The organism is Cronobacter turicensis, from assembly GCF_041222865.1.
GTDB classification, from domain to species: Bacteria; Pseudomonadota; Gammaproteobacteria; order Enterobacterales; family Enterobacteriaceae; genus Cronobacter; species Cronobacter turicensis.
Genome location: NZ_CP165997.1, coordinates 607,461 through 621,136, shown reverse-complemented (window position 1 = coordinate 621,136; position 13,676 = coordinate 607,461). Strand labels below are relative to the sequence as shown.

Here is a 13,676-nt window from a genome sequence, read left to right as displayed (position 1 = left end):
TTAACCTAAACGCAGTTTTTGAGCAGTACGCACCGGCTGCGCGTGCGCGCTCGCCTCAAGATCCAGATCGCGGCTTTGCAGCAGCAGCACCTGGGCGGCCACGTCGCCGAGCGTCGCTTTATAGCCGCCGATCGTGCGCGCGAAGATGTTATAGATAACCACCGCCGGGATAGCGGCGATAAGACCGATGGCCGTCGCGAGCAGCGCTTCGGCGATACCCGGCGCCACGACCGCGAGGTTGGTGGTCTGCGACTGGGCGATGCCGATAAAGCTGTTCATGATGCCCCACACGGTGCCGAACAGTCCGACGAACGGCGAAATCGCGCCGATGGTCGCGAGATAACCGTTGCCGCGCCCCATGTGACGCCCCGCCGCGGCGACGCGACGCTCAAGACGAAAACCGGTGCGCTCTTTAATGCCTTCGTTATCTTCGCAACCCGCCGACAGTTCACGCTCATTCTGCGCTTCTTCAATAAGACGCGCGCTCAGGCTTTTCGGGCCGAAACGTTCGGCCATTTCACGCGCGTCGTCCAGCGTGCGGGCGCCAGCCAGCTCCTGCTGTTCGCGCTTAAGGCGGCGTTTGTGGCCTGACAGCTCAACGCTTTTGCTAAAGAAAATCGCCCAGGTTACGACGGAGGCCAGAATCAGGCCAATCATGACGATTTTCACTACGATGTCGGCATGTTGATACATGCCCCAGACGGAAAGATCCGTCTGCATCAAATTATTTCCCACTGTGCATCTCCAGGACGAAAGTCACAAAACTGCTCACAATGATATCAAAATGACATCGAATTGATAGTAGTTCTCATTAGTATTTGCATGGTGCGCCAGCGCCGCTTTTTTTTCTTTGCGCTCAGACAGGAAAGGCGTTCAGATGATGTTTTTTCATCTTTTGCATCATAACGAAATCAGCGCGAGGCGGCGGCGATTTTCCGTGGTAACGTAGGTTTAGACATCCAGACGTTCAGACAGGGGAAATCCATGACCGACAAACACATTGAGACGGCGCTGATCCAGGCCGGACGCGCAAAACGTTACACGCAAGGCTCGGTGAACAGCGTGATTCAGCGTGCGTCATCGCTGGTGTTTGACAGCGTCGACGCGAAGAAGCAGGCCACAGCCGGGCGCGCGCAGGGCGAACTGTTTTACGGCAGGCGCGGCACGCTGACCCACTTTTCGCTTCAGGAGGCGATGTGCGAGCTGGAAGGCGGCGCAGGCTGCGCGCTGTTTCCCTGCGGCGCGGCGGCGGTCGCCAATACGATTCTGGCGTTTGTCGAACAAGGCGATCACGTGCTGGTGACCAACAGCGCGTATGAGCCGACCCAGGATTTCTGCACCAAAATTCTGACGAAATTCGGCGTCACGACCACATGGTTCGATCCGCTGGCGGGCGAGGGCATCGCGCAGCACCTTCAGCCCAACACCAAAGTGGTGTTTCTGGAATCGCCTGGTTCTGTCACGATGGAAGTGCATGACGTGCCCGCGATTGTCGCGGCGGTGCGTCGCGTCGCGCCGGACGCCATTATTATGATGGACAACACCTGGGCGGCGGGCATTCTCTTTAAGGCGCTCGATTTCGGCGTCGATATCTCGATACAGGCAGGCACCAAATATCTGGTGGGGCACTCCGATGCAATGATAGGCACCGCCGTAGCTAACGCCCGCTGCTGGGAGACGCTTCGCGAGAACGCTTATTTAATGGGCCAGATGGCGGACGCCGATACGGCGTATGTCACCAGCCGCGGCCTGCGCACGCTGGCGGTGCGCCTGCGCCAGCATCATGAAAGCGGTCTGCGCGTGGCGCAGTGGCTGGCGGCGCATCCGCAGGTGGCGCGCGTGAATCATCCGGCGCTGCCGGGCAGTAAAGGCCATGAATTCTGGAAGCGCGATTTCAGCGGCGCCAGCGGCCTCTTCTCTTTTATTCTCGATAAACGACTGAGCGACGCGGAACTGGCGCGTTATCTCGATAATTTCAGGCACTTCAGCATGGCCTATTCCTGGGGCGGCTATGAATCGCTGATCCTCGCCAACCAACCGGAGGAGCTCGCGGCGATCCGTCCGGCGGGCGGCGTCGACTTTAGCGGCACGCTGGTGCGCCTGCACATTGGGCTCGAAAACGTGGAAGATTTAATCGCCGATCTGGACGAAGCCTTCCGTCGCATCGCCTGAAGTGAAAAAAAAACGACTTATCCCAGGAAAAGAGAGGGTTTGTTGAAGCTGTAGTGCAGATGCGGCGATACATTTAAGGGTACAATAGGGGCAATTCCGCTGTTCCACAGGATCTCCCATGGCTGTTATCCAGGATATTATCGCTGCGCTCTGGCATCACGATTTTGCCGCGCTGGCGGACCCGCATGTCGTTGGCGTTGTCTGGTGCGTGATGTTTGCCACGCTGTTTTTAGAAAACGGTCTGCTGCCGGCGTCGTTTCTGCCGGGCGACAGCCTGTTGTTATTGGCGGGCGCGATGATAGCCCAGGGCGTCATGGATTTTGTACCGACGCTTGTGATCCTCACCTCTGCGGCGAGCCTCGGCTGCTGGCTGAGCTACGTACAAGGGAGATGGCTCGGCAATACCCGCATCGTGCGCGGCTGGCTTGCGCAATTACCGGCGAAATATCATCACCGCGCCACCTGCATGTTCGATCGTCACGGCCTGCTGGCGCTGCTGAGCGGCCGTTTCCTGGCGTTTGTGCGCACGCTGCTGCCCACCATGGCGGGCATCTCCGGGCTTTCTAACCGCCGCTTCCAGATCTTCAACTGGCTGAGCGCCGTGATTTGGGTCGGCGTGGTCACCGGCTTTGGCTATGCGCTCAGCATGATCCCGCTCGTGAAACGCCATGAAGATCAGGTGATGACGTTCCTGATGATCCTGCCCATCGCGCTGCTGGTGATTGGCCTGCTCGGCGCGCTGCTGGTGGTATTAAAGAAAAAAGCGCACTAAGACTTTCCCGGCGGAGCGCAGGCTCCGCTCACGACAGCGCGCGCAGGCGCGCGGCATCCTCTCCCGGCGTCACCCCAAAATAGCGTTTAAATTCACGACTGAACTGCGACGCGCTCTCATACCCCACCTGCATCGCCGCCGCGCTGGCCTTCATGCCGTTATGCGCTATCAGCAGCCGTGCTTTCTGCAACCGCCAGGTTTTCAGGTATTGCAGCGGCGAGGTGCTGGTTACCGCTTTGAAATTATGGTGAAACGCCGACACGCTCATGTTGGCTTCCGCCGCCAGTTGCTCCACCGTCAGGCTTTCGGCGTAGCGCGTTTCAATGCGTTTTAGCGCGCGGCTTATCAGGCTGAAATGCGTCTGGCGGCTTACCAGCGCCATCAGCGCCCCGCCGCCCGGCCCTTTCAATACGTGATAGAGGATTTCGCGCACCAGTTGTTTACCCAGAATGCGCGCATCCAGCGGCGTTTCCAGCACCTCCAGCAACCGCTCGACGGCGCAGAGAATCTCATCGGTCAGCACGCCGGAATTAATCCCGCAGGAACAGGGCGCGGGCCGAAAGTGGTCATCCTCGCCAATCTCCATCACCAGCGCCTGAAGCTGGAGCAGATCGATATTAATGCGGATGCCCGCGAGCGGCTCCTGAGGCGTGGCGAAGGTCTCGCACTCAAACGGCAGCGGCACTGTCAGCAGTAAATATTCACGCGGATCGTAACGGAAAACCTTATCGTTGAGATAACCCGTTTTATAGCCGGAAAAGAGAAATATGATGCCAGGCTGATAAATCACCGGCGTGCGCGCGCCGGGCGTCGTACCGTACAGCAGGCGCACCTCCGGCGGCAAAAAACTCAGCGTTTTTTCTTTCTCTTTTAGTCGTTTAATCTCATCGGTGATATTCCGACACACTGCATCGCGGTTCATGAACAGCGGCTCCCGTTCGCCCTTTAATCCGGCGTTCAGTGTGCGCAAAAAAAATGGTTTTCTCCAGAGTCAAAGAGAAATGGGCAAGAGAAAGGCAGGAATGAGCATTGAGGCTGCGCGCTCCCGCGCCGAGAATAGTCTTCAACCTTCCACGCCGTTGCGTGACGTTTCTTCCCTGAGGAGTATTCGATGAACAACTTTAACCTCCATAACCCGACCCATATCGCCTTTGGCAAAGGCGCCATCAGCGAGCTGCGCGCGCTCATTCCGGCCGACAGCCGCGTACTGGTGACTTACGGCGGCGGCAGCGTCAAAAAAACCGGCGTGCTGGATCAAGTGCATAGCGCGCTGAACGGCCTCGACGTGCTGGAGTTTGGCGGCATTGAGCCTAACCCGTCTTACGAGACGCTAATGAACGCCGTTGACCTGGTGCGTAAAGAAAAAGTGACGTTTTTACTGGCCGTCGGCGGCGGTTCGGTGCTCGACGGCACCAAATTTATCGCGGCCGCCGCGCACTATCCGTCATCGCGCGATCCGTGGCATATCCTCGAAACCCGCGGCAGTGAAATCGCCAGCGCCATCCCGATGGGTTCCGTCCTGACGCTGCCTGCGACCGGCTCGGAATCAAACAAAGGCGCGGTCGTTTCGCGTCGCGCCACCGGCGACAAACAGGCATTCCACTCTCCGTATGTTCAGCCGCGTTTCGCCATTCTCGACCCGGTTTACACCTACACCCTGCCGCCGCGTCAGGTGGCGAACGGCGTGGTGGACGCCTTTGTTCACACCGTGGAGCAGTACGTCACGTATCCGGTAAACGCCAAAATCCAGGACCGCTTCGCGGAAGGCATCCTGTTGACGCTTATCGAAGAGGGCCCGAAGGCGCTGAACGAGCCGGAAAACTACGACGTGCGCGCCAACCTGATGTGGGCCGCCACCCAGGCGCTGAACGGCCTTATCGGCGCAGGCGTGCCGCAGGACTGGGCGACGCATATGCTCGGCCATGAACTGACCGCGATGCACGGCCTGGATCACGCCCAGACGCTGGCGGTCGTGCTGCCGGCGCTCTGGAACGAGAAGCGCAATGAGAAGCGCGCCAAACTGCTGCAATACGCAGAGCGCGTCTGGAATATTACTGAGGGCAGCGACGATGAACGCATCGATGCCGCGATTGCCGCCACTCGCCGCTTCTTCGAAACCATGGGCGCCCCGACCCGCCTGAGCGATTACGGTCTGGATGGCAGCTCCATCCCGGCGCTGCTGGCGAAGCTTGAAGAGCACGGCCTCACCGCGCTTGGCGAGCACCAGGATATTACGCTCGACGTGAGCCGCCGCATTTACGAGGCCGCCCGCTAAGCTTTTTGCCTGCGAACTTTCGTTTTTGGCTATTTCGACCAGACTTAACTCACTGACTTGCGCCGGGGCAGTTTGCCCCGGTGTGTTAGCTCAAAAGGAGGAAATATGGCAAATCCAGGCGTAATTAAGCTGCATGACGGCAACCTGATGCCCCAGCTCGGCCTCGGCGTATGGCAGGCGACCAACGATGATGTCGTCACCGCTATCCATAAAGCGCTGGAAGTGGGCTACCGCTCCATCGATACCGCAGCGGCCTATAAGAATGAACAAGGCGTGGGCGACGCGCTGAAAAGCGCGGGCATTGCGCGCGATGCGTTATTCATTACCACCAAACTCTGGAACGACGACCAGAAGCGTCCGCGCGAAGCGCTGGAAGAGAGCCTCGAAAAGCTGCAACTCGACTATGTGGATCTCTATCTGATGCACTGGCCGGTACCGGCTATCGACCGCTATGTCGATGCCTGGAAAGGCATGATTGAGCTTCAGCAGGAAGGGCTTATCAAGAGCATCGGCGTCTGTAACTTTAACGTTGAGCACCTGCAACGGATCATCGATGAAACGGGCGTGACGCCGGTTATCAACCAGATTGAGCTGCACCCGCTGCTGCAACAGCGCCAGTTGCACGCCTGGAACGCCACGCACAAGATCCAGACGGAATCCTGGAGCCCGCTGGCGCAGGGCGGCGAAGGCGTGTTTGACCAGAAAATCATTCGCGAACTGGCGGATAAATATGGCAAGACCCCGGCGCAGATTGTGATTCGCTGGCATCTCGACTGCGGTCTGGTCGTTATCCCGAAATCCGTCACCCCGGCGCGTATCGCCGAAAACTTTAACGTCTGGGATTTCCGCCTGGATAAAGACGAGCTGAGCGAAATCGCAAAACTCGACCAGGGCAAACGCCTCGGCCCGGATCCGGAACAGTTCGGCGGTTAATCGCGACGGTTGGCGGCAAACAGAAAAAACAGCATACTACGCAAGCCTGTTTACGGACGTTTGAGGACCTGTTCCGATGAAGCACCGCTTAGCGTTAGTTATGCTGTTTTTTTCCGCCAGCACGCTGGCGCAGGGGGACGCACAGACCCCTACGCAATTTCTGAAATCGCTCTACCAGAGTTACGCCAAAGGCAACGAACCGGTGGATTTTGCCAGCACCGGCGAGCAGCAGATCCTCTCCGAGCGCCTGCTGAAACTGGTAGAAGAAGATACTCGTCTCTCCGGCGGTGAAGTCGGCTTTCTCGATTACGATCCCATCTGCTATTGCCAGGACTGGGACGATCTGGCCGTTGATAAGATTAACGTGACCAACAGCGACGCCACGCATGCCAAAGCCACGATCACCTTCCGTCCGTTCCGCAGTTCGCCGGATGCCACCACGCAGAGCTTCGCGCTGATTAACGAGAAGGGCCGCTGGCGCATCGACGACATCATGAACGGCAACGGCAGCCTCTATAAGTCGTTGCAGGAGAGCGGCCAGCAGCTGCGCGCCGATAGCACGAACAACGATACCGTCTCTCCCTGAATCCGTTGCAATAAAAAACGGCTTGCCACTGGCAAGCCGTTTTTGTCTGCGTCCGCGTTACTTCGCCGGGCCGCCCGCCAGTTTATCCAGCATCATCACGCTGGACGTTTCGATGTATTTTGGCAGCTCGGAGAAGAGATGAATGATGTGCGCCGATTGCAGATGTTTTTGCAGCAGTTCGCGGCTCTCCCACTCTTCCGTCCAGACAAAACGGCGCGGGTTTTCCGTGTCGCGGTTGAGCTGATACACGATACAGCCCTCTTCGGCGTGCGTTTTTTCGATGACGCCGCGAAACAACTGCTCAAGCGTCTCTTCCTTGCCAGGTTTACTGACGAAAATGGCCACTACCGGAACGGTCATGTTGTACTCCTGCGATCATATTTACTAAGAGAAGCGGCGCGGCTTCTGCCCGTCGCGTTTATTTCGCCTGTGCGCTTAACAGCGCCACCTGAGTCTGCGTCGATACGCGCTCGATATACGCGCTCACCTGCGGGCCGAACGCGGCGCCTTTTACGATAGTGAGCGAGCGCAGCAGCGGGAAGAGGATGAAATCGGTGGTATCAATGGCGCGCCGTCCGGCCACCAGCGGCTCAAGCGCATTTAGCTGCGCGTTGACCTGCGCCAGCAAGGCAGGCGTCTGCGCGCGCAGCGCGGCTAAATCGCCAAACGCGCGCTCTTCACGCGCGGTATAGGCGCGACGGGCCTCAGTGGTCGCCAGCTCGGCGAAATCGCCCTCGGTAAAGCGTGGGATCGCCAGATTAAACAGCGGGGTCGAAACCGACTCGCACCACTGTTTAATCGCCTCATCAACCGGCGCGTCGGTCACGCGCGGCGGCGCAAGCCCATCCACGTAACGCACAATATCCATGCTCTCTGGCATATACGTCCCGTCGTCCTTTTCGAGGATTGGCACCACCTTGCGCCCGACCATGCGGGTCGGGGTCTCGGCGTCGCCTTCCATAATGACCGAGATCTCAACCGGCAGCTTTTTCAGGCCGACAATCATCAGGGCGCGAACGCAGAACGGGCAGTGCTCGTAGATATGCAGCTTCATGCAACTCTCCATGGGGGGCGCGGCGACCGTCACTTATCGCTCGCAAAAAAGACTACTGATGAGTAACCTTACTCGATAGTAACATAACGGGTTTGCGTGACAAGCGCGACGAAAATGCCCGACGCGATACCGTTGCCGCCTGGCTTGCAGTAAGCTAGCGCCGTTTACGCGACCCAAGGAGAGAGGATTTGCAGACTGACGCTGACCACCCGGAAAGCCAGAAACCGAAACGGGGCGCCGCCACCCGCCGTCGGCTGTTGAAACACGCCTGCGCCGAATTCGCGCGGCTTGGCTATCACAGTACCAAAGTCAGCAATATCGTGAAGGCGAGCGGCCTGAGCCAGCCCACCTTTTATCTCTATTTCGCAAGCAAAGAAGCCGCCTATGAAGAACTGGTCAGCGAATTTCGCCTGCGCCTGGAGCGGCTGACCGAAACGCTGCTGATCCGCGATCGCGTCGAGGGCGAAGCGCTGGTGAAAAGCGTGCAGCAGAGCTTTCTCAAGCTGCTCCATTTCCTGGCCGAAGACAAAGCGCTGACCGAAATCGGCTTCTTTCAGCCGCCCGGCTGCACCCAGACCAAAGCCACGCTGGTTAACGCCATCGCCAGTAATATCGCCAAAGAGCAGACCCTCGGCCTGTTTCGCAATGACATCGACGCGCTGCATATGGCCCGCTGCTGTGTGGGCATGATAGACCAGATGGCGCGCGTTCCGGCGCATGAATCCGACCCGCAGGCGCTGGCGCTGGGCTGCGCGCAGCTCTTATGTGAAGGGATCTGGGTGCGCAGCCAGCATCACGACGCCTGAGCCTTTCCCGCCTTCTGCGCCCGGATGACCCGCGTCGGCGCACAATTGCGCAGTACAATGATTGATAAGCCAAAAGTCATCGGCGAAGATACGCGCTACCGCTTCGCTTCGCGATGCCAGCCACGGTTTTTAACCGTTTGCGTGCGCCGAAGCTTTCCTGAACCAGATTATGCCCATTGCGCCAGAAACCAGCGGCATTACCTTATCGCAATAGCGCTTTTCAAGACCGGCAGCCAGAGGAATGGACGATGCAACACCGTCTCACCATTAAAGACATCGCGCGTTTAAGTGGCGTGGGGAAATCCACCGTGTCGCGTGTGCTCAATAACGAGAGCGGCGTCAGCGAACGCACCCGCGAAAAGGTCGAGGCGGTGATGCGCCAGCATGGCTTTTCCCCTTCCCGCTCGGCGCGCGCGATGCGTGGGCAGAGCGATAAAGTGGTGGCGATTATCGTCACCCGTCTGGATTCGCTGTCGGAAAACCTGGCGGTGCAGACCATACTGCCCGCGCTGTATGAACAGGGTTACGATCCCATCATGCTGGAAAGCCGCTTCTCTCCGGCGCTGGTGCAGGAGCATTTAGGCGTGCTGAGCCGCCGCCATATCGACGGCGTGATTTTATTCGGCTTTAGCGGCATCAGCGAGGTGCTGACGACCGCCTGGCAGGAATCGCTGGTGCTGCTGGCGCGCGACGCGCCGGGCTTTGCGTCGGTCTGCTACGAAGATGACGGCGCGATACGGCTGTTGATGCAGCGCCTGTACGACCACGGTCACCGCCATATCAGCTTCCTCGGCGTGCCGCACAGCGATATTACGACCGGCAAGCGGCGCCACGAGTCGTATCTTAATTTCTGTCACGCGCACGGGCTGACGCCCTGCGATACGCTGCCGGGGCTGGCGATGAAGCAGGGTTATGAACACGCCGCCGATGTGCTGAATGAAGAGACCACCGCGCTGGTCTGCGCCACCGATACGCTGGCCATCGGCGCCAGTAAATATCTCCAGCAGCGCGGCGGCGCGCCGGTACAGCTTGCGAGCGTCGGCAATACGCCGCTGCTGAAATTCCTGCACCCTGAAGCGATCGCGGTCGATCCCGGTTATGGCGAAGCCGGGCGCGCGGCGGCGAAACAGCTTATCGATCAGATAACCGGCCGCGCCGCTCCGCGCCAGATAGTGATCCCCGCCCGTCTCGACTAAGCTCCTCTTTTGGCATGTTTATTGTGATCGCGCTCTGTTTTCGGGAACGTTCCCGTTCACGCCATACCGGTTAAAAGTTACTCTGCGCCACAGGCCATCCGCGCCTCGTACCTACCTCTGTGACAGGGCTTCAACATGAGCAAAGTAAACCAACAGGATATCGATAAGCTGATAACCCTCGTGGGTGGCCGCGAGAATATCGCGACCGTCAGCCACTGTATTACCCGTCTGCGCTTTGTGCTGAATCAGCCATCCAAGGCCGATCCGAAAGCGATAGAAGAGCTGCCGATGGTCAAAGGCTGTTTTACCAACGCCGGACAGTTTCAGGTGGTGATCGGCACCAATGTCGGCGATTACTACCAGGCGCTGATCGCCACCAGCGGCCACAGCGCCGCCAGTAAAGATCAGGCCAAACTGGCCGCGCGCCAGAACATGAAATGGCACGAGCGCCTTATCTCCCACTTCGCTGAAATTTTCTTCCCGCTGCTGCCCGCGCTCATTAGCGGCGGTCTGGTGCTCGGCTTTCGCAACGTGATTGGCGATGTGCCGATGCACGACGGCAAAACGCTGGCGCAGATGTTCCCGGCGCTCAAAACCATCTACGACTTTTTATGGCTTATTGGCGAGGCTATCTTCTTCTATCTGCCGGTCGGGATCTGCTGGTCGGCGGTGCGTAAAATGGGCGGCACGCCGATCCTCGGGATCGTACTTGGCGTGACGCTGGTTTCTCCGCAACTGATGAACGCCTACCTGCTCGGCCAGCAAACGCCGGAGGTATGGGACTTCGGGCTCTTTACCATCGCCAAAGTCGGCTATCAGGCGCAGGTGATCCCGGCGCTGCTGGCGGGCCTGGCGCTCGGCATGATTGAAATTCGCTTAAAACGCCTGGTGCCGGATTATCTCTATCTGGTGGTCGTGCCGGTCTGTTCGCTGCTGCTCGCGGTGTTCCTGGCGCATGCGTTTATCGGCCCGTTCGGCCGTCTTATCGGCGACGGCGTGGCGTTCGGCGTGCGTCATCTGATGACCGGCAGCTTCGCCCCCATCGGCGCCGCGCTGTTTGGCTTCCTCTACGCGCCGCTGGTCATCACCGGCGTCCATCAGACCACGCTCGCCGTGGATATGCAGATGATCCAGAGCATGGGCGGCACGCCGGTATGGCCGCTGATTGCCCTGTCGAATATCGCCCAGGGCTCGGCGGTGGTGGGCATCATCATGACCAGCCGCAAACATAACGAGCGCGAAATCTCCGTGCCGGCGGCTATCTCCGCGTATCTCGGCGTCACCGAACCCGCCATGTACGGCATCAACATGAAATATCGCTTCCCGATGCTGTGCGGCATGGTGGGCTCCAGCATCGCCGGGCTGCTGTGCGGGCTGAGCGGCGTGGTGGCGAACGGCATCGGCGTCGGCGGTCTGCCTGCCATTCTCTCCATCCAGCCTGACTACTGGCAGGTGTACGGCATGGCGATGCTGGTGGCTATCATCATTCCTTTCATCCTGACGGTCTTTGTCTATAAGCGAAAATCCCGCCAGGGAACGCTCTTAGTCGTCTAACTTTTATGGTGGTGCGGGGAGCGTTTCGGCGCTCCCCTTTAGCAACAGCGGGAACGCGTTATGAATAACACTCTGCCGTGGTGGCAAAACGGGGTGATTTACCAGATTTACCCGAAGAGTTTCCAGGATACGTCCGGCAACGGCACAGGCGATCTGGCGGGCGTCACCCAACGTCTCGATTATCTGCAAAAACTTGGCGTGGACGCCATCTGGCTGACGCCCTTCTATCTCTCTCCGCAGGTCGATAACGGTTATGACGTGGCGAACTACACCGCCATCGATCCGGGCTACGGCACGCTGGAGGAGTTCGACACGCTGGTGGCCGACGCCCATGCCCGCGGCATCCGGGTGATTCTCGACATGGTGTTTAACCACACCTCGACACAGCACGCCTGGTTTCATGACGCGCTGACCCGCGAGAGCGCGCACCGCGAATTTTACATCTGGCGCGACGGCACGCCGGAAGAAGCGCCCAACAACTGGCGCTCCAAATTTGGCGGCAGTGCCTGGCGCTGGCATGCCGAGAGCGGCCAGTACTATCTGCATCTCTTTGCCCCTGAACAGGCGGATCTCAACTGGGAAAATCCGCAGGTGCGCGACGAGGTGAAAAAGGTCTGTGAATTCTGGGCCGATCGCGGCGTGGACGGCCTGCGTCTCGATGTGATCAATCTGATTTCGAAAGATCAGGATTTCCCGTCGGACGATCGCGGCGACGGGCGGCGTTTTTACACCGACGGACCGCGTATTCATGATTATTTGCAGGAACTGAGCCGCGACGTGTTTCAGCCGCGCGGGCTGATGACGGTGGGCGAAATGTCCTCCACGACGCTTGAGAACTGCCAGCGCTACGCCGCGCTGGAGGGCCACGAGCTCTCGATGACGTTTAACTTTCATCACCTGAAAGTGGATTATCCCGACGGACAGAAGTGGACGCTCGCCGCGCCCGATTTCGTGGCGCTGAAAGCGATTTTCAATCACTGGCAACAGGGGATGCATGGTGTGGCCTGGAACGCGCTGTTCTGGTGTAACCACGATCAGCCGCGCATCGTCTCGCGCTTCGGCGACGAGGGCGCGCTGCGCGTGCCGGCGGCGAAAATGCTTGCGATGGTGCTGCATGGCATGCAGGGCACGCCCTATATCTACCAGGGCGAAGAGCTGGGCATGACCAACCCGCATTTCACGCGCATCATCGATTACCGGGACGTGGAGAGCCACAATATGTTTGCCGAGCGGCGCGCGCAGGGGCAAAGCCCGGAGACGCTGCTCGCGATCCTTGCCAGCAAATCGCGCGATAACAGCCGCACGCCGATGCAGTGGGACGACAGCGACAACGGCGGCTTTACCACCGGCACGCCGTGGATCGGGCTTTGCGATAACTATCGCGAGATCAACGCCGCGCGCGCGCTCGACGATCCGGATTCCGTTTTTTACGCCTATCAACATCTCATCAGGCTGCGTAAAGCGCACCCGATTTTCACCTGGGGCGACTATCACGATCTGCTGGCGGAGCACCCTTACCTCTGGTGCTATCGCCGTGAATGGCAGGGCCAGCAGCTGGTGGTCATGGCGAATCTGTCGCGCGAAGCGCACTGGTGTACGCCGGGCGACTTCGGCGGCGCGTGGCAGGTGTTGATGAGCAACTACCCTGACGCCGCGCCCCGCCCCGGTGAAATCAACCTGCGCCCGTTCGAAGCCGTGATATGGCTGCAGGGGGAAGCGTAGCCCAAAGGGTTAACGCACCAGCGCGTTAACCCGGCTCAGCCACTGCGCGACGCCCGCGTCAAGGTCGGCGTCGCTCAGCACGTGCGTGCCCTGAATCAGCGCTGGCGGCTGCCAGATCATGCCGGTCATGTTGGCCATCGCGTGGAACGGCAGCCAGAATTCTTCTATCGGGTAGCGGTTATAGCCCTGCGGCGAATAGGCCTCTGCGTTGCCGCCGGTCGACACCATCAGCATAAACGGTTTGCCGTGCAGGCGGTCGCCGCCGGTGCCGTAGGCAAAACCGTGCTCCAGTACCTGATCCTGCCACTCTTTTAAAATCGCGGGCGAGCTGTACCACCAGAACGGAAACAGCATTACCACCGCATCATGCGCCAGCAGCAACGCCTGTTCGCGCTGCACGTCTATTTTAAAATCGGGGTATTCACGCGTCAGCTCATGCACGGTCACCTGCGGCAGCGTCTTCAGCGCATCAATGGCGGCACGGTTGACGCGGGATTCATCCGGGTAACGGTGCCCGGCCAGAACCAGAACTTTTTTCATTTTTACTCTCCTCAACGATGGGGTTGAGGTAATGTTGGCATGACGCAGGGTTAACCTGTAGTACAG

General features: G+C 59.1%; 14 protein-coding genes. 9 read left to right on the top strand and 5 right to left on the bottom strand.

Annotated features, from left to right (window positions below; all coding sequences use genetic code 11):
- Complete coding sequence (exbB, locus tag AB8W27_RS02975) at nt 1-735, bottom strand: tol-pal system-associated acyl-CoA thioesterase (protein WP_041923937.1); 735 nt, start codon at nt 733-735, stop codon at nt 1-3.
- Nucleotides 736-984: 249 nt separating this feature from the next.
- On the opposite strand from exbB, the gene metC reads away from it, so the two are divergent.
- Together metC and yghB are read left to right on the top strand one after the other, a co-directional pair.
- Complete coding sequence (metC, locus tag AB8W27_RS02970) at nt 985-2,172, top strand: cystathionine beta-lyase (protein WP_041923938.1); 1,188 nt, start codon at nt 985-987, stop codon at nt 2,170-2,172.
- Nucleotides 2,173-2,290: 118 nt separating this feature from the next.
- Entirely contained in the window at nt 2,291-2,944 is a 654-nt protein-coding gene (gene yghB / locus AB8W27_RS02965; protein WP_015742525.1) for a DedA family general envelope maintenance protein YghB, read from the top strand.
- Nucleotides 2,945-2,972: 28 nt separating this feature from the next.
- Here the strand turns inward: yghB and AB8W27_RS02960 are convergent, their stop codons facing one another.
- Entirely contained in the window at nt 2,973-3,866 is an 894-nt protein-coding gene (locus AB8W27_RS02960; RefSeq protein WP_041923939.1) for an AraC family transcriptional regulator, read from the bottom strand.
- Nucleotides 3,867-4,055: 189 nt separating this feature from the next.
- Here AB8W27_RS02960 and yqhD point away from each other — a divergent pair, with 189 nt between their 5' ends.
- The 3 genes from yqhD to AB8W27_RS02945 all read left to right on the top strand — a co-directional run bounded on the left by yqhD (nt 4,056) and on the right by AB8W27_RS02945 (nt 6,738).
- Nucleotides 4,056-5,219 carry an alcohol dehydrogenase gene (yqhD, locus tag AB8W27_RS02955; protein ID WP_015742527.1) on the top strand — a complete coding sequence of 388 codons (1,164 nt, stop codon included), beginning with the start codon at nt 4,056-4,058 and terminating at the stop codon, nt 5,217-5,219.
- Between the two features lie 105 nt (nt 5,220-5,324).
- Complete coding sequence (dkgA, locus tag AB8W27_RS02950; protein ID WP_041923940.1) at nt 5,325-6,152, top strand: 2,5-didehydrogluconate reductase DkgA; 828 nt, start codon at nt 5,325-5,327, stop codon at nt 6,150-6,152.
- Nucleotides 6,153-6,228: 76 nt separating this feature from the next.
- Complete coding sequence (locus tag AB8W27_RS02945) at nt 6,229-6,738, top strand: DUF3828 domain-containing protein (RefSeq protein WP_015742529.1); 510 nt, start codon at nt 6,229-6,231, stop codon at nt 6,736-6,738.
- Nucleotides 6,739-6,795: 57 nt separating this feature from the next.
- Here AB8W27_RS02945 and AB8W27_RS02940 read toward each other — a convergent pair whose 3' ends face one another.
- Nucleotides 6,796-7,098, bottom strand: a complete 303-nt coding sequence (locus tag AB8W27_RS02940; protein ID WP_004386042.1) for a putative quinol monooxygenase — start codon at nt 7,096-7,098, stop codon at nt 6,796-6,798.
- Between the two features lie 58 nt (nt 7,099-7,156).
- Nucleotides 7,157-7,792: a glutaredoxin 2 gene (gene grxB, locus AB8W27_RS02935; protein ID WP_015742530.1), complete on the bottom strand. Its 636-nt coding sequence runs from the start codon at nt 7,790-7,792 to the stop codon at nt 7,157-7,159.
- Between the two features lie 188 nt (nt 7,793-7,980).
- Between grxB and AB8W27_RS02930 the strand changes: the two genes are divergently transcribed.
- The 4 genes from AB8W27_RS02930 to treC all read left to right on the top strand — a co-directional run bounded on the left by AB8W27_RS02930 (nt 7,981) and on the right by treC (nt 13,070).
- A complete protein-coding gene (locus AB8W27_RS02930; protein WP_015742531.1) occupies nt 7,981-8,598 on the top strand; it encodes a TetR/AcrR family transcriptional regulator in 618 nt (205 codons plus the stop codon).
- Between the two features lie 248 nt (nt 8,599-8,846).
- Nucleotides 8,847-9,794, top strand: coding sequence for a trehalose operon repressor TreR (gene treR / locus AB8W27_RS02925; RefSeq protein ID WP_041923941.1), 948 nt, complete (start codon nt 8,847-8,849; stop codon nt 9,792-9,794).
- A 135-nt stretch (nt 9,795-9,929) separates the two neighbouring features.
- Nucleotides 9,930-11,348 carry a PTS trehalose transporter subunit IIBC gene (gene treB / locus AB8W27_RS02920; RefSeq protein ID WP_007764230.1) on the top strand — a complete coding sequence of 473 codons (1,419 nt, stop codon included), beginning with the start codon at nt 9,930-9,932 and terminating at the stop codon, nt 11,346-11,348.
- A 60-nt stretch (nt 11,349-11,408) separates the two neighbouring features.
- Entirely contained in the window at nt 11,409-13,070 is a 1,662-nt protein-coding gene (treC, locus tag AB8W27_RS02915) for an alpha,alpha-phosphotrehalase (protein ID WP_015742533.1), read from the top strand.
- A 9-nt stretch (nt 13,071-13,079) separates the two neighbouring features.
- Here treC and AB8W27_RS02910 read toward each other — a convergent pair whose 3' ends face one another.
- Nucleotides 13,080-13,610, bottom strand: a complete 531-nt coding sequence (locus AB8W27_RS02910) for an NAD(P)H-dependent oxidoreductase (RefSeq protein ID WP_041923942.1) — start codon at nt 13,608-13,610, stop codon at nt 13,080-13,082.
- Between the last annotated feature and the right edge of the window lie 66 nt (nt 13,611-13,676).

Bases quoted from the DNA above. Each gene is read 5' to 3' on its own strand.
- metC (WP_041923938.1), top strand. From the start codon at position 985: ATGACCGACAAACACATTGAGACGGCGCTGATCCAGGCCGGACGCGCA.
- yghB (WP_015742525.1), top strand. From the start codon at position 2,291: ATGGCTGTTATCCAGGATATTATCGCTGCGCTCTGGCATCACGATTTT.
- AB8W27_RS02960 (WP_041923939.1), bottom strand. From the start codon at position 3,866: ATGAACCGCGATGCAGTGTGTCGGAATATCACCGATGAGATTAAACGA.
- yqhD (WP_015742527.1), top strand. From the start codon at position 4,056: ATGAACAACTTTAACCTCCATAACCCGACCCATATCGCCTTTGGCAAA.
- dkgA (WP_041923940.1), top strand. From the start codon at position 5,325: ATGGCAAATCCAGGCGTAATTAAGCTGCATGACGGCAACCTGATGCCC.
- AB8W27_RS02945 (WP_015742529.1), top strand. From the start codon at position 6,229: ATGAAGCACCGCTTAGCGTTAGTTATGCTGTTTTTTTCCGCCAGCACG.
- AB8W27_RS02940 (WP_004386042.1), bottom strand. From the start codon at position 7,098: ATGACCGTTCCGGTAGTGGCCATTTTCGTCAGTAAACCTGGCAAGGAA.
- grxB (WP_015742530.1), bottom strand. From the start codon at position 7,792: ATGAAGCTGCATATCTACGAGCACTGCCCGTTCTGCGTTCGCGCCCTG.
- treR (WP_041923941.1), top strand. From the start codon at position 8,847: ATGCAACACCGTCTCACCATTAAAGACATCGCGCGTTTAAGTGGCGTG.
- treB (WP_007764230.1), top strand. From the start codon at position 9,930: ATGAGCAAAGTAAACCAACAGGATATCGATAAGCTGATAACCCTCGTG.
- treC (WP_015742533.1), top strand. From the start codon at position 11,409: ATGAATAACACTCTGCCGTGGTGGCAAAACGGGGTGATTTACCAGATT.
- AB8W27_RS02910 (WP_041923942.1), bottom strand. From the start codon at position 13,610: ATGAAAAAAGTTCTGGTTCTGGCCGGGCACCGTTACCCGGATGAATCC.